The sequence below is a fragment of the Kitasatospora sp. NPDC002965 genome (assembly GCF_040611255.1).
Classification (GTDB): Bacteria; Actinomycetota; Actinomycetes; order Streptomycetales; family Streptomycetaceae; genus Kitasatospora.
The window spans coordinates 1-21,285 of the sequence record NZ_JBEXNT010000080.1 but is presented as its reverse complement, the minus strand read 5'-3'; the positions used below and the strand labels follow the sequence as shown (position 1 = coordinate 21,285).

General features: G+C 72.2%; 13 protein-coding genes. 2 read left to right on the top strand and 11 right to left on the bottom strand.

Going from position 1 to position 21,285, the window contains the following annotated elements:
- Nucleotides 1-63: 63 nt before the first annotated feature.
- The 6 genes from ABZY91_RS26790 to ABZY91_RS26765 form a co-directional block, all read right to left on the bottom strand.
- Nucleotides 64-1,446, bottom strand: a complete 1,383-nt coding sequence (locus ABZY91_RS26790; protein ID WP_355405574.1) for a glucose-6-phosphate dehydrogenase — start codon at nucleotides 1,444-1,446, stop codon at nucleotides 64-66.
- Nucleotides 1,447-1,998: 552 nt separating this feature from the next.
- A complete protein-coding gene (locus tag ABZY91_RS26785; protein ID WP_355405573.1) occupies nucleotides 1,999-2,910 on the bottom strand; it encodes a hypothetical protein in 912 nt (303 codons plus the stop codon).
- 176 nt (nucleotides 2,911-3,086) lie between these two features.
- The gene (locus tag ABZY91_RS26780; RefSeq protein WP_355405572.1) at nucleotides 3,087-4,361 is read right to left on the bottom strand and encodes an Ig-like domain-containing protein; all 1,275 of its coding nucleotides are present in this window, start codon (nucleotides 4,359-4,361) and stop codon (nucleotides 3,087-3,089) included.
- 435 nt (nucleotides 4,362-4,796) lie between these two features.
- Nucleotides 4,797-4,943: a DUF305 domain-containing protein gene (locus tag ABZY91_RS26775; protein WP_355405571.1), complete on the bottom strand. Its 147-nt coding sequence runs from the start codon at nucleotides 4,941-4,943 to the stop codon at nucleotides 4,797-4,799.
- 56 nt (nucleotides 4,944-4,999) lie between these two features.
- Nucleotides 5,000-5,905, bottom strand: a complete 906-nt coding sequence (locus tag ABZY91_RS26770) for a M56 family metallopeptidase (RefSeq protein WP_355405570.1) — start codon at nucleotides 5,903-5,905, stop codon at nucleotides 5,000-5,002.
- Nucleotides 5,902-6,270, bottom strand: coding sequence for a BlaI/MecI/CopY family transcriptional regulator (locus ABZY91_RS26765; RefSeq protein ID WP_355405569.1), 369 nt, complete (start codon nucleotides 6,268-6,270; stop codon nucleotides 5,902-5,904). Before ABZY91_RS26765 ends, ABZY91_RS26770 begins: the two co-directional genes overlap by 4 nt.
- Nucleotides 6,271-6,511: 241 nt before the next feature.
- Here ABZY91_RS26765 and ABZY91_RS26760 point away from each other — a divergent pair, with 241 nt between their 5' ends.
- A complete protein-coding gene (locus ABZY91_RS26760) occupies nucleotides 6,512-7,555 on the top strand; it encodes an NlpC/P60 family protein (RefSeq protein ID WP_355405568.1) in 1,044 nt (347 codons plus the stop codon).
- 189 nt (nucleotides 7,556-7,744) lie between these two features.
- On the opposite strand, the gene ABZY91_RS26755 is transcribed toward ABZY91_RS26760, so the two are convergent.
- The 4 genes from ABZY91_RS26755 to ABZY91_RS26740 all read right to left on the bottom strand — a co-directional run bounded on the left by ABZY91_RS26755 (nucleotide 7,745) and on the right by ABZY91_RS26740 (nucleotide 17,366).
- Nucleotides 7,745-10,642, bottom strand: a complete 2,898-nt coding sequence (locus ABZY91_RS26755; protein WP_355405567.1) for an RICIN domain-containing protein — start codon at nucleotides 10,640-10,642, stop codon at nucleotides 7,745-7,747.
- Nucleotides 10,643-11,208: 566 nt separating this feature from the next.
- On the bottom strand, nucleotides 11,209-13,170 hold the full coding sequence (locus ABZY91_RS26750) for an RICIN domain-containing protein (protein WP_355405566.1): 1,962 nt from the start codon (nucleotides 13,168-13,170) through the stop codon (nucleotides 11,209-11,211).
- A 310-nt stretch (nucleotides 13,171-13,480) separates the two neighbouring features.
- Nucleotides 13,481-15,634, bottom strand: coding sequence for a family 20 glycosylhydrolase (locus ABZY91_RS26745; RefSeq protein ID WP_355405565.1), 2,154 nt, complete (start codon nucleotides 15,632-15,634; stop codon nucleotides 13,481-13,483).
- 643 nt (nucleotides 15,635-16,277) lie between these two features.
- Nucleotides 16,278-17,366 (bottom strand): DUF4765 family protein, encoded by a 1,089-nt coding sequence (locus tag ABZY91_RS26740; protein WP_355405564.1) that lies wholly within the window; start codon nucleotides 17,364-17,366, stop codon nucleotides 16,278-16,280.
- Nucleotides 17,367-18,155: 789 nt separating this feature from the next.
- On the opposite strand from ABZY91_RS26740, the gene ABZY91_RS26735 reads away from it, so the two are divergent.
- On the top strand, nucleotides 18,156-20,360 hold the full coding sequence (locus ABZY91_RS26735) for a LuxR C-terminal-related transcriptional regulator (protein ID WP_355405563.1): 2,205 nt from the start codon (nucleotides 18,156-18,158) through the stop codon (nucleotides 20,358-20,360).
- A gap of 100 nt (nucleotides 20,361-20,460) precedes the next feature.
- Here ABZY91_RS26735 and ABZY91_RS26730 read toward each other — a convergent pair whose 3' ends face one another.
- Nucleotides 20,461-20,892, bottom strand: a complete 432-nt coding sequence (locus ABZY91_RS26730) for a hypothetical protein (protein WP_355405562.1) — start codon at nucleotides 20,890-20,892, stop codon at nucleotides 20,461-20,463.
- Nucleotides 20,893-21,285: the final 393 nt, after the last annotated feature.

The window sequence follows — 21,285 nt, the reverse complement described above, 5'->3', positions numbered from 1 at the left end:
GGGGCTTCACCGGGCACGCCGCCGCCGGACGGCCCTCGCCGTCCGGCGGCGGCGTGACGCTCGCTAGCCCTGATCGTGCGGGCTGGAGAGCCAGGGCGACTGCCACGTGGTGCGGCCACGGTCGTGCGCGGGCCCCCAGGACCCCCGCTCGTACGGCACGGGTGCGGGCGGGTGGTCGACCAGGGGCTGGATGACCCGCCAGGTCTCCTCCACGACGTCCTGGCGGGTGAACAGGGAACGGTCACCGGGCAGGGCGTCGTTGAGGAGCCGTTCGTAGGGCTCGGGGGGCTTGCCGAGCTCGGCGGCGAAGGACAGGCCCAGGTGGACGGGCCTGGCCGAGTAGCCGGAGGCCTCCTTCGAGAGCATGCCGAGCCGAAGGCCCGGGTCCGGGTCGATCCGCAGGACCAGCTCGTTGGGGGCGGGGTGCTCGGGCTGCTCCAGGAAGGCGAGCCGGGGCGGGCGTCTGAAGACCACCCGCACCTCGGTGGCCCGCGCTGCCAGCGCCTTGCCGGCCCTGATGGCGAACGGCACCCCGCTCCACCGCCAGTTGTCCACCTCCAGGCCCAGCTCGACGTAGGTCTCGGTCACCGAGCCCGCCCGGACGCCGGGGACGTCCAGGTATCCCTCGTACTGGCCGCGCACGCAGCGGGTCGGATCGACGTCGGCCATCGCCCGGAAGACGTCGGCCCTGCGGTCCCAGAGGGCTTCCGACCCGGGGCCGACCGGCGCCTCCATCGCGATCAGGGCCAGCACCTGCAGGAGGTGGTTCTGGACCACGTCGCGCAGTGCGCCCACCGGGTCGTAGAACGCCCCCCGGTCCTCGACGCCGAAGTCCTCGGCCATGGTGATCTGGACCGCGGCCACGTGGTCGCGGTTCCAGACCGGTTCGAGGAGCGCGTTGGCGAACCGCAGGAACTGGATGTCCAGGACGGGCTGCTTGCCGAGGAAGTGGTCGATCCGCAGGATCCGGTCCTCGGGGAGCACCCGGTGCAGGCGCGCGTTGAGGGCCCTGGCGGAGGCCAGGTCGTGGCCGAAGGGCTTCTCGAGCATCACCGTGGCGTGCGCCGTGAGGTTCGCCGCGGCCAGGGCCTCCACGACCGGGGCGAACAGCGACGGCGGGATCTCCAGGTAGAAGAGCGGCCTCCCGACGCCCGTCAGTCGGCCGGCCAGCGCCTGGTACGTGGCCGGGTCGGTGAAGTCGCCCTGGAGGTAGGACAATCGCCGGGCCAGCCGCTCGAACACCTCGGCCGACACGGCCTCGCCGGTCGTCCGCAGGGCTTCGCGCAGCGAGGAGACCAGGTGGTCGTGTGACCAGTCGTCGAAAGCCACGCCGATGACCGGGCAGTCCAGGAGACCGGCCGCTTCCAGGCGGTAGAGCGACCGGAAGGTCATCTTGTGCGCGAGGTCGCCGGTGATACCGAAGATCACCAGGGCATCGGCGGTCACCGCTGCGCCCCCCGTCGCACGGATCCCCGCCCGGGCCGCAGACCGGGGCGGAGCACGGCGCGGCCGTCGACGCGGCCGGCGTGGCCCGCCGCCGGGCGGAGGAGCACAGCCGGTCCGGTCCGGGCCCACGGGTGGGCGCCGAGCGACTTCCTCCGCTCCCGGGTCCGCACGGTGGCCGCCCCGGTGCGATCACCGCCGAGGCCCAACAGACGCGTCCGAACCCGCCCCGATAGACGATTGCTCATGAAAGGGACGATATAGCCCATAGCGCCGATCCTGCTGGCGCTGCGGTTCAAGTCGCCGGGCTGCCCCACGTGCCGCACTCACCGTGCGGCGCGCACGCCGTGGCCGGGACGGTGCCGCGCTCGCTCCCTGCGGCGCCGGGAACCCGCGGGCCCGCAACCCCGGCCATGACCGGTGGCCGAGTTCCTCGGCCGGGGCGCCCGGGGCGGCCGGGGCGAGCCGTCGCCGCGGAGGCTCGGTCCGGTGGTCGCGTCGGAGGTCCCGGTGAAGTGCCTGCGCTCCTGTTCGCGGTGCCGGCCCCCGCGCCGGTCAGTGCTTGTGACTGTCGTCCGGGCGGGCGGAGGTAGTGCCGCTCGGGGTCGGGGACGGGCCGGGCCGGGTGGTCGAGCCGCTGACTCCGGGCGTGGCGGCGGCGTCCGTCGACGGCACGGGTTCGGCCGGGCTTTCGGCGGACTCGTCGGCGCCGTGGCTGTGCCCGCCTCCGCCGGCCGATTCGGCCGTGAGGTCGGCGGCGAGACCGCGCAGGCCGAAGAACGCGACGGCGGCGGTGATCGCCACGGCTGCGCCGGTCAGACGGACGATGCTGCGCCAGCGGGCGGCGTCGTAGCGCAGGACGTAGGCGACGAAGGAGACCACGAGGCCGGCGGGGATGAGCCACGTGCCGCGGTCGGGGAAGTCCTCGAAGTGCTGGAGACCGCCGCTGAGCATGCCGATGCCGAACGAGAGGGCGAGGGAAGCGGCGACCACGGCGGCGATCCTGGCGGCGTTCGGCCGGTTGCGGGCGAGGACGAACTCGTTCATCAAGGTACCGAAGAGGAAGACGGCGGCGGCAATCAGCCCGGTGAGTCCGTAGCGGGCGGGGTCGAGCGGGTAGTGCACGACGGCCCCGCTGATGAGACCCGCGCCGACGAAGGTCGTGATGTAGCCGAGGTAGCCGTTCAGCAGGAGCGGCTTGCGGGCGGCTCGTCGGCGCCCGCGTTCGCCGGACGCCGCGGGGGACGACCGGGCGGAGGCGGACGCCTCCGCCCGGGGCCGCGGGACGGGTGGCCGGTCGCGCGGGCCGGCGGGGGAGGGGGCCGGGTCGGCGGCCCGGTCAACCGGGTAGTGGCCCGGAGCTGCACCGTGTCCGTGCGGGGGCCGGTGCCGGTGCGGTGGGTTCGAGCCTGCGGGCGCCCCGGGTGAGGGCGCGGCCGGAGAGTTGGCGAGGTGGGGCTGGGACATCGAGGGGCCTTTCGGCGCGCGCCGGAGACGGGGTCGGCCCGGTGCGGGAGCAGGGGACGGACCCCGTCTCCGGCGCGGAGCTGGGGTGGTGGGCGCGAGTGAGGGCCGGGCGGGCCGGTCGGGCGGGTCGGTGGCGTACCCGGTGGCGGGGCCGGGAACCGGTGGGGAGACGGCTGCTACCAGGCGGTCCAGGGGAGGTTCCAGCCGCTGAGGCCGTTGTCGGGCCTGACCTGGCCGCCCTTGGAGTTGACGACCTTGACGACGTCGCCGATCAGCGACTGGTTGTAGAACCAGCCGGCATCGGAGGTCTCGCTGCCGCCCTTGACGTCGCGGATGCCGATGCAACCGTGGCTGGTGTTGGTCCTGCCGAAGGAGTCGGCCCAGTAGTTGCCGTGGAGGAAGGTGCCGGAGTTGGTGAGCCTGATCGCGTGCGGGACGTCGGCGATGTCGTACTCGGCGCCGAGGCCGACGGTGGCGGAGTTCATCCGGGTCACCCTGGCCATCTCGGAGATGACCATGGTTCCGGCCCAGGAGGCGTACTCGGGTGCGCCGGTGGTGATCGGCAGGCTCCTGACGGTCTGTCCGTCGCGTTCGACCGCCATCTGCAGGCCTGTGGCGTCGGCGGTGCTGATCTGGCTGCGGCCTATCGCGAACGGTTCGTCCTTGGTGAGGGTGCCGTAGACGCCGGGCGAGCTCTGCACGCCGTCGAGGCGGTACTTGACGGTCACCCTGGTGCCGGGCTTCCAGTAGTCCTGGGGGCGGAAGTCGAGTCGCTGGTTGCCGAACCAGTGGCCCTTGACGTCGACCGGCGGATCGGTGTCGAAGGTGATCGCCTGCTCGACCGCCTTGGTGTCCTTGACGGGCTTGGTGAAGGTGACGGACACGATCATGCCGACGCCGTAGGTGGCCTTGTCGGTGATGTTGTCGCTTGCGGAGAAGGTGCTGCCGGGGGAGAGCGTGGTGAAGGTGGCCGTGCCCGCGGCCTCCAGACCCTTGGCGTCCTTGGCCAGCGCGGTCACCGAGTACCTGGTGCCGGTGTCGAGGTGGCCGGCGGGCGTCCAGGACGTGCCGTCGGTGGTGACCGTGCCCGCGACCTCCTTGCCGTCGTCGTCGGTCACCTTGACGGCGCTCAGTGTGCCCTGGGCGACGGCGACCTTGAGTGCGCCGCTGGTCGGCACCCCGGTCGCGCCGTCCCCCGGCGAGATGGTGAGTGCCGCGGCGGACGCCCTGACCGCTCCCGGACTGCCGGCGACGGCCGACGGCGCCGAGTTCGACGGCCCCGAGCTTGACGGCCCCGAGTTCGACGGGGCCGAGTCGGTCGGCACCGCGGACCCGCCGGTGCCGGTGCCCGAGCTGCCGCAGGCGGCGACCAGCGTGAGCGCGGCCGCTGCCAACGTCGCGACCAGCCCCCGGCGTGCGGTTCCTACCGCGCCCGCTGATTTCACCTTCATGTCCCACCCGGTCCTTTCGCTTGCCGGAACATTACTGCTAATGAACTTAGTAGACGTGGTGCGCATGTCGGCGGTTCCGGTGATCCTGCTCGGATTTCGCCCACGGGGCGGAGAGGGGCCCGTGCGGTCCCGCGGGGGCGGTGGGCGTCGTGGGGGTGCCCGCCTGGCGCTCGCGCGGGCGCCGTCGTCGACGGCAAACCCTTGCTCCGTGGCGTGTCCGCCCCTGCCGGGCGGCGACATGGCGACACGCCGGCGGCGCCCCCCGGGGGGTAGGAGCACCGCCGGGTGCTACTAATCAGCTTAGCGGATTGGAGGTCCTTCGGAGGCGGGGCGGTCGACGGGGTCGGCGGCCCGGATGCCGGCCGGCTGCCCGGTGGTGGGCCGCTCGGGGTCTGCCCGGGTGGCGGTCCCCGGCCCGGGCGTGCCCGACGGGCGTCAGCCGGTCGGCATCTTCTGCAGGGTGGCGACCTCGGCGGTCTGCCCCTGCTTGATGGTCTCGGCGAGTCGTTTGAGCTCGGCGTCGCCGCCCTTGGTGGCCTCGTCCGCGGCCATCCGGACGGCGCCGTTGTGGTGCTCGATCATCAAGGTCCGGCAACCTCGCGCCGTTGTGAGGTGTGGCACGCCCGTGAGGGCGTGGCTCAGCCGGCGACCGAACCGCAGGCGAACAGGAACGGCACCATCGGCGCGGCGAGCGCGAGGGCCGCGATGGACGTCCAGGCGAGCGGGTGCGGGGACTTGCCCGGGTGCAGGAGGCGCGTCACCCGGGCGACGACCGTCGATCCACCTGCGCCCAGGCCGAAGCCGGGTACCTGGCCGGCGGCGACCTCGCACATGGCGCCGGCCAGGGTGCGCGGCGGGTGGGCGAGGACCGCGCGGTCGTCGGCCACCATCTCCAGCAGGGTGGCGATCTCGGCGCGGGCACCGATCGCGAGCGGCAGGCCGGGATAGGCGCGGGTGAACGCGTCGGCGGCGCCGGTGACCAGGTGGTGGCGGCCGTTCAGGTGGGCCCGTTCATGAGCGAGTACGGCCTGGAGCTGGGGCGGGGTGAGCGCCTTGAGGGCGCCGCTGGTGAGGACGATCCGGCGGGACCGCCCCGGCAGGCAGTAGACCGCGGGCGTGCCGTGGTCCAGCACGGTGGCGGCGAGGCCGGGCTCGCGCCGAGCCACCAGATCGAGCATCGCGCCGTGCCGGCGGCGGTGGCGCCGGGCGCGCAGCACGACGGCGGCGAACCAGCCGGCCGGCCACAGGGCGACGGCGAGCGGGGCGGCCATCTGCGCGGAGTCGACCGCGGTCCCCAGGCCGGCCGTCCCGGCGACGCCGCAGGCGTGGAGAATCCCGAGCACTCCCCGGTGCAGGTGCGCCTGCGGCACCACGAGGTGGTGCACCACGAGGGTCAGGGAGGCGACGAAGGACGCCATCAGTCCGAGCCAGAGGGTGACGGCCAGCCCGGGCGCGCGGTACGGCCACCGTGCTCGTCGGAGCAGTCGGGGGACGGCCAGCCCGACGAGCAGGGCGTAGGCGGCGAGGAGCGCGGTCGAGGTCACGGCTGGTCCGGCACCGGCTTCGCGTCGAGCAGGCCGCGGATCACCTCGAGCTCGTCGGAGGAGATCTCCTCGATGAAGTGGGCCAGCGCCGCCGGGCGGTCCCGGCTGGAGCCGAGCGCCTCCTGCATCAGTGCGGCGGTGTACTCCTCGCGGCCGAGGGTCGGCCGGTAGAGCCAGGCCCGGCCCTGCTTCTCGCGGGTGAGGATGCCCTTCCCGTGCAGGATGTCGGCGACGGTCATCACCGTGGTGTAGGCGACGGGGCGCTGCCGGTTGATGTCGTCGACGACCTCCCGCACGGTGGCGGGTCGGTTCCACGTCCACAGGCGGTCCATGATCTCCGCCTCCAGGTCACCCAACCGACGCACAGCCTGCCCACTTCCCCGAGGATCCCGTTGGTAGCCCCCCATGCTAGACCGCGAGGTCCGTGCGGTGGGGTGCCGGGCGACGGGGCGGCCGTCCGGCGGTACTGCCGCGGTCCAGGGGGTTGCGGAACCCACCCACCAATCTACTAAGTTTATTCGCACCTGTCGGGGGCCGTGCCCGCGGCGGGCTCTTCGCCCGCACTCGCGTGGGCGCGTCACACACGTCGAAGGAGCGCGCCGAACGATGGGATCGCACCGCAAGCCGAACCCGCCGGGTCGGGCCCGGATGGCCGTCCTGACCACCGCGATGGCCGGCACCGCGGCCCTGGCCTCCACCGTCAGCGCCCACGCCGAGCCGGCGCCCTCACTCGACGCGGTCAAGGCCCGGGTCGAGGCGCTGAACGAGGAGGCCGAGGCGTCGATCGAGAAGTACAACGGCTTCAAGGAGAAGCAGCAGCAGCTCCAGGCCGGGGTCAACCGGATACAGGAGCGGGTCGCCGACGGGCAGGCCGCGTTGAACGGGCTCAGGACCGAACTCGGTGTACTGGCCGGCGAGCAGTACCGCAACGGCGGGGTCGACCCCGCGGTCCAGCTCATGTTCAGTTCCAGCCCCGACTCCTACCTCACCCGGGCCTCGATGCAGGGCCAGGTGGCCATGTCGCAGACCGAGCTGCTGAAGCGGCTCCAGGGCGAGCAGCGCCGTCTCGACCAGGACCGCACGGAAGCCGCCGCCTCCCTCGCCCAGCTGGAGGACACCGACACCGCGCTGGCCGCCGAGAAGAAGGGGATCCAGGACAAGCTCGCACAGGCCCAGGCACTGCTCAACAAGCTCAGCGCGGCGGACCGGGCCAAGGTCAACGCCCAGGAGGCCGCCGCCCGCGCCTCCCGGGCCGGTGGGCGCAGTGAGCCGGCGCCCGCCTACCAGGGCCCGGTCACGGGTCGTGCCGCGGAAGCGCTCAAGTTCGCCTACGCCCAGCTCGGCAAGCCCTACGTGTGGGGTGCCACCGGCCCTTCGGGCTTCGACTGCTCCGGTCTGACCGGCGCGGCGTGGAAGGCGGCCGGGGTCTCCCTCCCACGGGTCTCCCAGGCGCAGTGGAACGCCGGCCGGCGCATCGCCCGGGCCGACCTCCAGCCCGGCGACCTGGTCTACTTCTACTCCGACCTGCACCACGTGGGCATCTACATCGGCGACGGCAAGATGATCCACGCACCCCGCACCGGCAAGAACGTCGAGATCCTCCCGATCGACAGCATGGACGGCCCGGTCATGGGCGGCACGCGCCACTGAACCCGTCGCGTCGTCGGTTCCGATTCGATCTGCCGGTAGCCGGGCAAGCCGTCATCGACCTGAGGCCACGGGCGGTGGGCGCCCGGAGAACCCTCGGCGTCGTCGGGGCTGCCCCGCGGCCGACGACGGGCAGCACGGGGCCGTGACGGCGGCGACGCCTGGTCGCCGCCGTTTCACGCACCCGGGCCGTCACACGCCCTCGGGCTTCCATTCCTGGCTTGTACCGCCACCGGAGGGTGACTGGACGATCGCGGCGGCGCTGGTGGTGGACCCGCTCCGCACGTCCGCGCAGAGTCCGCTCCTGACGTTGACCAGGCGGTAGTAGCCGCTGGTGCTCGCCGGAACGAGCCGCCACCACTGGTTGCCGCTGTTGGTGTCCGACCACTGGTGGAGGGCCTTGCCGACGGTGCCGGAGGCGCCCGGGTCCTCCAGCACCCTGCCGCTCCTGACGCTGGACAGGCGGAAGGAGCCGTCGTGGTCCGGCAGCAGCCTCCACCTCTGGTTGGTACTGCCGGACCAGGCGTACTGGATGACCTGGGCGCCGTCGGCGCTGGAGCCTCCGAAGACGTCCATGACCAGGCCGCTGTTGCGGTTCACCAGCTTGTACTCGCCGGTGAGCAGGCCGACGGTGATCGTGGTGCCGGTGCCGGCGGTCAGCGACACGACCCGGGCGTGGTTGCCGAGCGGCGACGCGGCGACCCTCGCGCCGGTGCTGACGGAGGTGATGCCGCGCCGGCAGATGAACGTGATGTCCTGGTCGACGGCGGAGGTGAGATGGACGGTGGCCGTGCGGGCGGCGGTGTCCCAGGACAGCGACCTGACGGTGATGCGGTTGCGGCCGCGGACACCCCTGATGCTGCCCTTCGCCAGCTGGTCGGGCAGGGCGGGGAGGATCTCCAGGACACCGGGGCGCGAGTAGACCAGAGCTTCACCGAGGATGGCGGGGACGGCGTTGGCGGCGTCGCAGTTGTAGATTTCGAGGCCGGGGTTGTGGGAGGTCATCAGCGAGCGGAAGACCATGTTCCTGCCGTAGATCTTCAGCAGGTTGGCATAGACCCCGGGGCCGTCCTTGAGACGGGCGCGGGCCAGCGCGCGGTGCAGGCTGCCGTGGGCCGAGTAGTTCTCGTCACCGCGCTTGTCCAGGGCGGTGCGGGCGTAGTTGACCAGGTCGGGCCGGTCCTCGGGATTGATCTCGTGCAGCGGCCACGCGCCGTGCAGGTGCGAGATGTGCCGGTGGTTGTAGCGGTCGGTCAGCCCAGGCCAGGACCACTCGGCGAGCGCCCCGTCACCGTTGACGGTGTAGTCGGGCAGCTTGGCCAGCAGAGCGGTCCAACGGGCCACGCCCTTGCCGCCGCCCTGTTCGAGACCGAGGGTGTTGGCCGCGTCGATGGCGGCCCGCAGGGCGTGCCTGCCGGCCATGATGTCGCCGGTGGCGTTGACGGCGAGGTACCTGCCCGTGCTGGTCGGGGTGTTCTCCATGGAGAAGGAGGGCACGAAGACGGCCTTGCCGTTCGCGTCCGTGCGGGTGAGGAAGTCCTCGTAGAACAGTGCCAGCTCCATCAGCGCGGGGCCCAGCTTGTCCCGCAGGAAGGCGGCGTCGCCGGTGACCTCGTAGTGCTCCAGCAGCGGGTAGAGCAGCCAGTCGGCGCCGCCGGTCCACACCTGGCCGGGGAAGCTGCCGTCGTCGAAATGCAGCATGCGCCCGTGCTCGCCGTCGGTGCGGGACGGGGCGAGGAAGCCGCGGGCGCCGTAGAGGTTGGTGGCGTTCCTGCGCCAGTCGGCGAGCTGGCCCAGGACGAGGTCGAAGTAGCCCTGCATGGCGTCGCCCAGGTCGAGGATGTTGCCCCCGGCCACCTGGAGGTTGATGTTGGCGTCGGTGGTGAAGTCGTCGGCCCAGTCGCTTCTCCAGGTACCGTTCCAGATTCCGGTCAGGCGCGGCGGGAGGACGCCGCTGGAGCTGATGAACAGGTAGCGGCCGGAGTCGTACATCCGCTCCAGCAGCGCGACGTCGACGGCCGAGGTGTTGGTGTTCTGGCGGGCGATCAGGTCGCTGGTGGTCAGTCGGCGGTCGGCGGCCGAGACGTTCAGGTCGATGGCGGAGCGGTCGTACATGACCTGGTGCCTCGGGGCGTGTCGGCCCAGCAGGGCGGCGTAGTCGGCCGTAAGTCCCGCCAGGGCCGTCTGCAGGGGTCGGGAGTTCCAACCGGTGGACGTCTCGTACCGGCCGAGTTTGGTCAGCAGCAGCACCTTGGTGGCCCTCGCGACCACCAGGGTCAGCCCGTCGGCGGTGACCGAGGCGTTGCTGCCGGAGACGACGACCCGGGTGACACCCTCGTAACCGTAGGCGCCGCCGGACGGGTAGGTGCCGCGCAGGTTGAGATGGCCCTCGCCGTTCGTGACCGTGGCGGTGGTGGCGAAGGAGACACTGGCCGGCACGTCCTCAAGGGCGGTGCTGACGCTGAGGGTGGTGTCGACGGTACGGCCGGTGGCCGGCAGCAGCTCGTGGACGATGACCCGGTCGGCGCGGGAGACGAAGACGCGGCGCTTCCAGGTGCCGTAGCCGTCGGCCCAGGTGTGGGTGATCTCGCCGGTCCGGAAGTCGGTGATGCGGGCGAAGTCGTTGACCGTGGTCATGCCCGGCGTGTTCAGCCGTAGCTCGTAACCGGGGTGGAAGGCCTGCGTCCAGCGCAGGCTCCAGCCGTTCGCGAAGGTCGACGAGGCTCCCGCGTAGTCGCCGGCCAGCGCCTTGTCCCGGGCCGCTTCGAGCCGGCCGGAGATCACCGGCGGCATGACGTCCCGGGTGCCGTTGGGCAGCACCAGCCGGTGGTAGTTGAGGACCATCTTCTCCAGGGCGGGTGCCCCGTAGTAGACGGCCCCGTACTCGCCGTTGCCGCTCAGGAAGCCGTCGGTCCAGGTCGACGCGGCGGAGCCGTCCCAGATGCCGCGATCGGGCAGGGTGACCTGGGGCGGCACGGCCGCGGCGGCCCGGGGGGCGAGGACGGAGGAGGGCACGGCCGTGGCGCCGGCCACCAGAGCGGCGGCGGTGAGGAAGTGACGACGGTTGAGGGGAAGGTCGGGCAGGGACATGGGTCGACTCCGATGTCGAACGATGGGGGCGAGGCCACCGGGCCGGTGTGGGTGGGGCGGCCCGGTGGCGCGCCGGAGGCGGCGAGGCGAGACCTGCCACCCCCGAATCAAGGGGCGGCCGCGCGGTCGGGGCTGCGCCCGGACCGTGCAGGCCTGTTGCTGCGCGAGGTCGACGAGGTCGGGGCTGCCGAACGCAGGACCCCGCGCGATTGATCCCATGTCCCACCATGACGGTGGGACATGGGATGAATTAACGAGGATGACATTCGGCCTTGTCTAGATCCCGGACCGAAGAATCTTGAAATGGGTAGCTTCCCCATGGAAGTTCAAGGGCAGTGCGGCTTCCGAGGTGACGCGACGAGGTGTTGCGCTTCCCGGTGGCGGCACACATTGAAGGGATGTCTGGTTCCAGGAAAGGAAGGCTCCCGACCGCAGCGCCGCGCTCCAGGACTCCTGCCGCCGGCCGGTCGACCTGCGGCAGCGGTCTTCGCGATCGGCCGGACGGCGGGTGGCCGGCCGCGGACCGCTTGCCGCCGGCGGCCTTGCGCAGCGGATCCGGCAGTGCGTCAGCCGATGGCGAACACCTGGAGGTCGCTACCGTCGTAGGGGTGCTGTTCGAACTGGGCGGTCTCGGTGGCGCCCGCGGTGAGGTAGAGGCCGCTGTGGCGGTTGGCCAGGCGCACACGTCCGTTGCCGGCGTCCTCCGGACGCCACTCGTCGTCGGTGGGGCCGCCGGTCGTGTAGGTGCGCTGGACGATCCTCGCTCCGGCGGCCCGGGACGCGTTCTCGACGGTCAGGTCCTTGGCGCTCCTCTCGTTGACGATGCGCACGTGGCCGTCCGCCAGCGGCCTGAACGCGAAGCGCTGGTTCGAGCTGCCGACGTTCGGGTAGCGGATGATCTGGGCGTGGTCGGCGACGCTGCCCGCGCGCACGTCGATGACGTGGCCCGTCCCGGCGAGGGTCACCGTGCGGTACCCGCCCGGCACCGTCGCGACCGGGACGTTGACCTGGACCTCGGGCAGGGTGAGGTGGTCGGTCCCGGCGAGCTGGATGCGGACGTAGCGTCCGTCGGTACCCACGGGGACGGTCAGCTTCGTCGGTGCGGTGCCCTTGATCCGGGTCTTCCGCACCGCCGGGTCGGCCTGGATGTCCGCCCAGCTGCGTCCGGTGAGGTCGGTGGCCGAGACGATGACGTCGAAGTCGGTGAGACGCTCCATGACCCAGTCCGTGCGGTTGAACAGTTCCACCGACCGGATCGGCTGCCTCGCACCGAGGTCGACCTGCCACCACGCCTGCGCCTCGTTCTTGGTGTAGCTCGGGGTCGACTGTGCGTAGACGCCGCTGGTGTTGCCGTCCACCGCATTGCCGGCCTCCTCTCTGCCCACCCAGTTGGTGGAGGACTGGGTGGCGGGCTTGCCCAGCGCCGCGTTGACGGTGGCCCCCACCGGTGTGCCGTACTGCCGGTCGGTGAAGACGGTCTTCCACTGCTGCTCCGCGTACCACTCCTGGACGGCGCGGGTGTAGTGGACACCGTCGCCGAAGATCCCGAAGTTGGGCGGTTCGGTGGGCCGGTAGAGGGGCGTGCCCGTCGCCGAGGTGGCGTCCGCGGCGTCGAGCAGCCGGTACGGGTCGGGCGCGGGCCCGCCGGCGATGGCGGTCACTGCCTCCGTGACGTACCGCGTCCGCGTCGCGTCGTAGATGCCCGCGCGCGGACGGTAGAGGAAGACCGGGGCCGTGGGGGCGCCGGTGATGGTTCGCAGCGGCTCCAGGACGTCGAGGAGTGCCTGCCGGACCTGTCCGGCGCCGACCGTCGCGGTGTTCGCCGCCTCGGCCTCCCACTGGTTCCAGTGGATGCCGACGACGCGCGGCTGCCTGCCCGCCTCCCGCAGGGCCCGCAGGCCGTTGGCGATCGTGTTCACCGCCCGCGGGAACAGGCTCTCGGCGTCGGCCGGGTTGCGGTCCGGCCACCACTTGTTCCTCGTCGGCTCGTTGCCCTGGACGCCCTGGCTGCCCCAGGCCAGGTGGATCACGTGGAGGTCTGGCAGGGCCGCTCCCGCCTTGACGGCCCGCTCCCAGCGCAGCGCGGTCGCCGACGCGACGCTGTAGTTGAGGCCGTTGTTGTGCTCCTCGCCGAGGTTGCTGCCGGAGCAGGTGTACGGCGACCAGGTGGCCTGTGTCATCCCGGCCTGCTGGTTGTTCGTCCGGTTCAGTCCCCGGACGTGGCGCAGGGACTGGCACTGCGTCACGTCGGCGGCGTCCGTGATCGGTGCCGCCCACCCGCCCGCGTTGCTCTGGCCGAGCACGATCAGCACCGGTGCGTCACTGGCGAGGTCGTACGGGGCCTGGGCGGGATCCGGCGCGGGCGCCGCCGCCGACAGCGCGGGGAACAGGGCGGCGGAACCCGCCAGGAGGGCGAGCGCGGCCACGAGCGAGGTGAACGCGCGGCCGGGGGTGGTGCGTCCGGTGGGTGCCCCGTGCCGAGGGCCGCGGCCCTCGGCCGGTGCCGGGGCGGCGATTCTTCCTAACATGGATGAATACTCCTTACCGAGAGTCCTACAGGGTGCCGGTCGGGTCGCGCTCTGCGGGGTACCTCGTATCGCGGAGGGGCATCGCCCGGTTCGATCGATGTCGGGTGAGAGCCCCGTGTCCTGTCCGGGGCCATGGGATGTCCCTCGAACGCAAAAGGCCTCCTCAGGAAGACCGTCCTTGGCCTTCCTGAGGAGGAGTCACGGGTGGGGCTCTCCGTCCCGCTCTGTTGCCGGACCGTTACCGGCAGGTTTCCGAGGTGCGGGCCGGCCCGTACCTCGGCAGGTGGTACGGACGCTCGCCGCTACCGGGTCACTCGACGGTCCACTTCTGGAGGGCGGTGCCCTTGGCGGCCCGCTGGGTGATCAGGGCGCCGTCGGCGGTCGAGGCGGCGGTGAGCAGGAGCTTGGTCTTGGCCGAGGTGATGGTGTGGCCGCCGTTCACCGGGGTGACGATCCAGCGCTGGTTGGGGGTGCCGGTGCAGGTCCACTGGATGATCTTCGCGCCGGCGCTGGTGAATCCGCGGTTCACGTCGGCGCAGAGCCCGGAGGCCTGGTTGACGAGCGCGTAGGTCCCGTCGCTGTAGCGGGTGAACGACCACTTCTGGCCGGAACCGCCGTCCGCGGTCGCGGTGGTGAGCTGGGTACCGGAGGCCGTGGAGGAACCCGGGACGTTCAGGGCCTTGCCGCCGGTGGTGAGGGTGTGGACACCCTCCAGGCCGATGCCGGCCGTGCCGGCCCAGGCGACGTCGGGGGCCGGGTAGAACCCGATGCCGGCGGCGGTCCAGCGCGGGCCGTGCAGGCCCAGGCGCTGGCGGAAGCCGTTCCAGTCCCGGGCGGACTGGGGGCTCCAGCCGACCTCGGCGATGGCGGGCAGCCGGGGGAAGCTCATGAAGTCGGCGTACTCCTGAGGTGCGGGCCAGCGGGTGCCGGCGTTGGGCAGCTCGTTGCTGCCCTCGTAGGCGCGGTCGGCCCAGAGGGCGGCCGCGACGCCGGCGACCTTCTGCGCCGGGACGATGACGCCGGTGCCGTCCAGCTTGCCCGTGACGGTCGCCGGGTCCCACTCGTAGGACCGCTGCACCGGCACGAATCCGGACCACTTCAGGCCGTAGGGAGTCGAGGCGTCGTACTGCATGTCCAGGTAGGCGTGGTCGGACGGCGACATGATGAACCTGGCGTCCTGGGCGGCTCCGGCACGGAGGTGGCGGATGCCCAACGCCTCCTTCGCCGTGCCGATGGTCTTCCGGTCGTCGTCCTCGCCCCAGTACTGCAGGAGGCTGCCGGCGGGGAGGGGGGACTGGCCGAGCTGGTGCCAGCCCATCACGGTCTTCTTCTCCGCGGTGGTCGCGTCGGAGACCGTCTTGACGTAGGAGTCGTACTGCTCCGAGGTGGTGGCGTCGGGGACCTCGTCACCACCGAGGTGGATGTAGGGGCCGGGAGTCAGCTCGGCCACGGCCTTGATGACGGTCTGCAGGAAGTTCTTCGTCGCGTCCATCTGCTTCTGCTCGCCCAGGCAGAAGAGGCTGACCTTGACGTCGAAGCCGGAGTAGGGCCGCGCGTACTTGTCGTCGCAGCGGAGTTCGGGCACCGAGGTCTGGGCGGCCCAGGTGTGGCCGGGGCCGTCGATCTCGGGCACCACGGTCATGAAGCGGGAGGCTGCGTAGGAGACGATCTCCTTGTAGTCCGCCGCCGTGTAGTACCAGCCGGTGCCGCCGGTGAAGCCGCTCTGCGTGCTCGCCCCGACCTTGGTGAGGTTCGGGAGGGCGTCGATGGCGATGCGCCAGCCCTGGTCGTCGGTGAGGTGCAGTTGCAGCTTGTTGATCTTGTATGCCGCGGCCTCGTCGATGTAGCGCTTGACCTGCTCGACGGGGAAGAAGCGGCGGGCGACGTCCAGCATCACGCCGCGGTACTCGTAACGGGGCGAGTCGGAGATCTCGGTGGACGCGACGGTCCACGCCCGGGACTGCTTGGTGCGGGACTCGACCGCGGCGGGGAGCAGCTGGCGCAGGGTCTGCACGCCCCGGAACAGGCCCTGCGCACCGTATGCCGTGACGACGATGCCGTTCGCCCTGGCCGAGACGGTGTACCCCTCGGCGCCCAACTCCTTCGGGCCGTTGGGGTCCAGGACGACAGCCTTGTCGGGCGCCTTGGTCGTCCGCACCACCTGGAGGTCGAAGCCCGTAGCGGGAGCGAGGAGCTTCGACAGGTAGGTGCCGACGCCCACTGCCGCCGAGTCCCTGGAGAGGACGGCGATCCGGGTCTTGGCGGTGAGGGTGAACTCGCCCCCGGGCAGTGCCTGTTGTGAGACCGGCTGCGGCACCACGGCCGCGACGGGGGCGGGGGTCGCCACAGGGGCCGGTGCGGGCGTGTCGGCGGCGGCGGGGGAGAGCGTCGCCGTGAGCGGGAGGGCAACGGCGGCTGTGGCGAGTACGACGAGGCCTCGGCCTCGCCGGCAGGACCAGCGCATGGCTGACTCCTTCTGTGGGGGGAAGGTCACGAAGCCGCCCGACGAACGGGCGACCGGGAGGCGCGAATCGCGCCGGCGGCGAGGGAATGTGCGGGGCTCGCGCGTCGGGCACCGGACCGCTGGGGGTGCGTTCCGGCCGACGACCTCGCCCCGCTCCCCGCCGAGAACCTGCCGCGCTGCAGGTTGCTCGCGCCGCTTAAGAGCAGTAAATGTGCTTGGAGTTGCTGCAACTAACGATATTTCAAGCACTTTCGACCATGAAGCTTTCAGTTGGCGGGGTGGGGCGTCAAGTCCTACCCGGCCGTAGCTTCCGCCGGTCCCGGTTCCTCGCCCGTCTGCGCCCCGGATCCCGCGCAGCGTGTGGCGACTGGCGATCGGTGGGGCCGGGCTGTCGGTCCGCCGGACCGTGGGCCCGGATCACGGCTCGGTAACGCGCCGGGCTTCGGCGGTCGCTCCGCACTCTTGTTCAGGGAAGCGGGGTGCGGGAAGTGTTCGAGTGCACAGTTGCTGAGGTTGCGTCATGGAATCCGACCGTGGTCGAGGAGGTGGTGGACCGGCCCGGCACCGTCCCCGCCGAGTCACGCCCCGAGTGACGCCCCGAGTGGCGCCCCGCGGTGCCCGGGCACCGCGGGGCGGAGCGGGATCAGGAGGCGTTGGGGCCGCCGGTGCCACCGGAGCCGCCCGTACGGTCCACGATCACCCGGACCTTCGCCGGGGCGGTCCGGCCGGCCACCCAGCCGGACTCCGAACTGCTCCCCTTGGCGAGGTACTTGGCCGATATCTCGACCACCACCAGGGCGTTCTTGTGGCTGAAGCCTTCGGCGACACCGGGGTCCGTGGTGAACTCGGGGAGCACCCCGCCCTTCCCGACCTGCTGGGCGGCGGTCGCGGCGGACGGCCTGGCCGTGGCGGCCGAGGCCGGGTCCCCGGACACGGATCCCTGCTTGGCCATGCTCTCGGCTGTCTTCAACCCGGTGCCCCGCCACAGGACCACGGTCCGGTCCGCCCCCGAGGCCACGGCCTTCGCCACCTCGGACTGCGAGGTGGGCTTGGGGATCCTGCTGCGGTAGGCCTCGTCGAAGTCGTCACTGTCCGAGTCGTAGTTCGGGTCGCCCTCGGCCAGCTTCGTCCGGCCGGTCCTGATCCGGGTCACGTCGTCGGCGGCCTTCTGGGAGTTCAGGTCGAGGGTCTGGAAGTCGAGCTCGAACCCGGACTCCGGCACCTTCTCGGCCCCGCCGGACGCGCTGTCGCCCTCCGTGACGATCTTGTAGCCCGGGCCGCGGTCGGTCTCCACGAACTTCTGGTCCGGCCGGCCGGCTTCCGGCTTGCCCGCTCCGGTGCCGGAGGCCGGCTTCTGCGCCCTGTCCGGCTCCGCCGGGCGTTGGGGGCTCTCGTCGCGGGTGCCGCCGGACCGTGACGGGCCGCCGCGCTCACCCCCGGTCCCGTCGCCGCCCCGGGCGCCGGCCTCACCGACCCCGACGCCCTCGACGCCGCCGAACTCAGGAGTGATCGTGAGGCCGCCGAGCACCCCGAGGGCGATCCCGACGCCCTCGCGGACCTTCTCGCCGGTCGTGCGAGGCTTCTGCTCCTCGGGAACGTCGTGGAACTGGCCCGGGTGCGAGCACTCCGGGCAGTACGCGAAGGCCGGCTGGCCGGCGGCGAGCCCGGCGCCGAGCGTCAGGGACAGGACGGTTGCGATCTTGACGACTGTGCGGGCGGTTCTGCGTGTCACGCGGACGTCTCCAGGAATTCGGGCCGGCGCAGGGTGCGCCTCGGCCGGGTGGTGATCGGCATGACCCGGTGTCGGTCGTCCGCGAAAGGCGATCGCCCCGGCGCGCCCGGTGAATCGTCAATGTGACGCCACAAGCGCGGTGTTAAGGGGGCGTGTCGAAATTCTCGCGCGTCCGACCGGCGGGTTCGCCGGCCGATCCGGGGCTCATTCTGGCCCGGTGGACGACGGGCCCGCACACGTACGTTTACCTGTCTCATTACCTGCGTCCGTTGCCTCCCGCCGGATCGATTTACCCTTGAAGCGGCATTCCGGGCACGCATGGTGACGATCCGTCATGCTCGATCGGCGGTCGCGGGTCCGACTTGACGATCGTGTCGCCGTGGAGATCTCATATGGCACACGGTCCGGGCGGGAACTCGTCGGCGGTCGGGGGATTCCCCGGGAGAAATCCGCGCGCATTTCGACCGGGCGCAACATCGAGATTCGCATACCGGCTCAGGCGTTCCGGCGGAGCCGGACCGGGCCTTCTCCGGCTCGCCCTCGGAGGCCGAACCGCGCGATCCGCGGTCGGTCCCCGCTCCTCCCGGGAGCGCCGGTCCACCGGTCCGGAACGTGCCGGTGGACGCAGGCGGAACGGGTCGGACGCAGCACCCCGAACCAGAGAACAGAGGCAGGACGGCAGTGCGTACGGGACACGGGAACCTCCCCGCGGATACGACCAGCTTCATCGGACGGCGGCAGGAGCTCGCACTCGCACGACACCTGGTCGGCAGGAGCAGACTGCTGACCATGACCGGCCCCGCCGGTATCGGCAAGTCCCGCCTCGCCGTGCACCTCGCCCACACGCTCCGGCGCTCGTTCTCGGCCGGCACCTGGCTGATCGACCTGGCGGCCTTCGAGACGGGGGACGGCGCCGTCACCGCCGCCCTGGCCGTGTTCGGGCTGTGCCCCGCCCCCGGCCAACGGCCGATCGCGGCGTTGACGGCACACCTTCGGGAACGCCGGACGCTGGTCGTGCTCGACAACTGCGAGCACCTCCTGCACGCCGCGGCGGTCCTCGCCGGTGCCCTCCTGGAGGCCGCCCCCCACCTGAGGGTGATCGTCACCAGTCGGCAGGCGCTCGGTGTGGACGGCGAGCAACTGCTCGTGGTCCCGCCGCTCCCCGCACCCGGACCGGGCCTCCCTCCCCACGGGTCGACGGCGCCGGTGACGCGTAACGACGCGCTGCGGTTGTTCACCGACCGGGCCGTCTCCCTCCTCGGCGCCTTCGACCCGTCGCCCGCCGAAGCCCGGGCCGCTGCCGAGATCTGCCACCGCCTGGAAGGCGTTCCCCTGGCGATCGAACTCGCCGCCGCCCGTCTGCGGGTCCTCGCCTGCGACCAGATCCTCGACCGCCTCGACGACAGCTTCGGCCTGCTCACGGGCGGGAGCCGGTCCGCGCCGCCGCGCCTGCGGACCCTGCGGGCGGCCGTCGACCGGAGCTACGACCTCTGCGGCGAGCAGGAACGGCGGCTCTGGGCACGGGCGTCGGTCTTCGCCGCCGGCTTCGACCTTGCCGCGGTCGAGGCGGTCTGCACGGACGAGTCGCTGCCGCGCTCGGCCGTGCTCGACGTGGTGGCGGGTCTGGTCGACAAGTCCGTGCTCGTCCGCGAGGAACAGGAGCACCAGGTCTTCTACCGGATGCCGGGCATCGTGCGGCAGTACGGACGGCTCCGGCTGCCCGAGCACGGAGGACAACGGGACGTGGTGCGGCGGCACCGGGACCACTACCACGCCCTCGTCCGGCGTGCGGAGGCCGAACGGTTCACCGCGAAGCAGCCCGCGTGGCTGGCCCGGCTGCGACGTGAGCAGCCCAACATCCGCGACGCGCTGCGGTCCTGCCTGGACGAGCCGGGGGAGGCCCGCAGGGGAATGGAGATCATCACCTCGGTCCGCAGTCACGGGGTGGGCATCGGCGACCTGGAGGAGGACCGCGGCTGGCTCGCGCAGCTGCTCGCACTGGACACCGAGCCGAGCCCGGTCAGGGCGAAGGCCCTCTGGACGGACGGCTGGCTGGCGCTCTTCACCGGTGACGCGGCCGGCGGCGAGGTCCGGGCCGACGAGTGCGGCGAGCTGGCCCGGGCCATGGACGATCCCGGCACCATCGCCGCGGCGGGCCGGCTGGCCGGGCTCGGTGCGCTGTTCCGGGGCGACCCGGTGCGGGCCGTCGAACTCCTGGAGGACGCGCTCGTCCGCTCCGAGGCCCTCGGTGATCCCGGGGAGTACTGGACCGCCCTCCATCTCCTCGCCATCGCCTCCTGCCTCGCCGGCGACCGGCGCGCGGGCGCTCTTGCCCAGGAGTGCCTGGACCGGTGCGACACCCACGACCTCCGGTGGGCCCGTCCCCACGCCCTGTGGGCCCTGGCCCTGCGGCACTGGTTGGCCCGGGACGCCGAGCAGGCCGTCGCCGTGCTGCGCGAGAGCCTCCGCGCGGCCCTGCCCGGGCACGACCGGCTGCTGGTGGCCCGGTGCCTGGAGACGATGGCCTGGGCGAGGGCACGGCAGGGTCACAGCCAGGAGGCGGCCGAACACCTGGGCGCGGCCGGCAGCCTGTGGCGGTGGACCGGTACCGTCATCTCCGGCGTGGGGCAGCTGGCCGTCCACCACCTGGCGTGCGAGCGCGAGCTGCGGACGGCGCTGGGTGATGCCGCGTTCGAGGCGCACGTCCGAAGGGGCGAGTCCTCGACCGTCCAGCAGTCCCTCGCCCTGGCCCTGTTGGACGACCGTGTCCTCGCCGAGCCCGTGCAGAAGGCCGTCCGCCCGCTCCTCACCGCCCGGGAGCAGCAGGTCGCGGATCTGCTCCGGGAGGGGCTGTCGGACAAGCAGATCGCCGCTCGGCTCGTGATCTCGCCGCGGACCGCGCAGGGTCACGTGCAGCGGATTCTGCTCAAACTGGGCCTCACCCGCCGTGCCCAGGTGGCCGCCTGGGTCCACGACCAGGCCCCGCACCCCTGACACCCGGCGCGCGGCGGACGGCGCCGGACGTCCGGCCGGGCGCCCGGTGGTCCTGACGACCACCGGGCGCCCGGTGCGGTCCGGGACTCGTCGGGCCCGGTCAGGCGGGAGGCCTTCGCTGGCCCGGCACCTGTCCGGGACGCGCGCCGGCCGCCGCCGGGTGCTCCCGCGGGGCGGGGGCGGGCTGCTTCGGGAGTGCCAGGACCCGGGTGCAGCCGGCCGCGGTGAGGACACGGAGCGACAGGCGGATACGACCCTCGTCGCCGGAGAAGACCCAGGGGCCCGGTATCAGCAGGAGCCGGTGCGAGCCGTCGATCACCGCGCGCACGAGCGTCTCGAACTGGGGCCGGGACCGGTGGCCCCAGGAGGACGGGTGGACGTCGTCGAGGTAGAACACCGGAGCGGGCAGGCCGAGCCGGGCGGCGAAGTGCTTCAGCGCTTCACGGTCACCGGTCGCCGTCCTCGGATGCTGTGGGGGGCTGCACAGGTAGGCGGCCGGCCGCAGGGTGGGGGAGGTGTCGGATACGCGCATGTACTGTCTCCGCGGGATTCGAGGAGGCGCCCGGCCCGGAGAGGGCCCGGCCGTGCGGGCGGATGGCTGATTGCGGTCTCGGCGGGCCCTTCACGCCCCGGCGTTCCGCTGTCATCGGCCTTGTTGTGAAGAATACCCGGCAGAGTCGGACATTCAAGAGAAAGCGGACTTCCGTGGTGGCCATTGAGTATTCGGTTCTTCGGTGGGGAAATGGGGAGTAGTGGTCCGCCGGCGAATACGGAGTGGTGGGTGGGGGGAGTGAAATCCGCCGTTCTCCAGGGGGCGGATCGCCCGGCTCACAGGTACTGCCCGGTGTTGGCGACAGTGTCGATCGAGCGGCCGGACTCGGCACCCTGCTTCCCGGTGACCAGGGTCCGGATGAAGACGATCCGC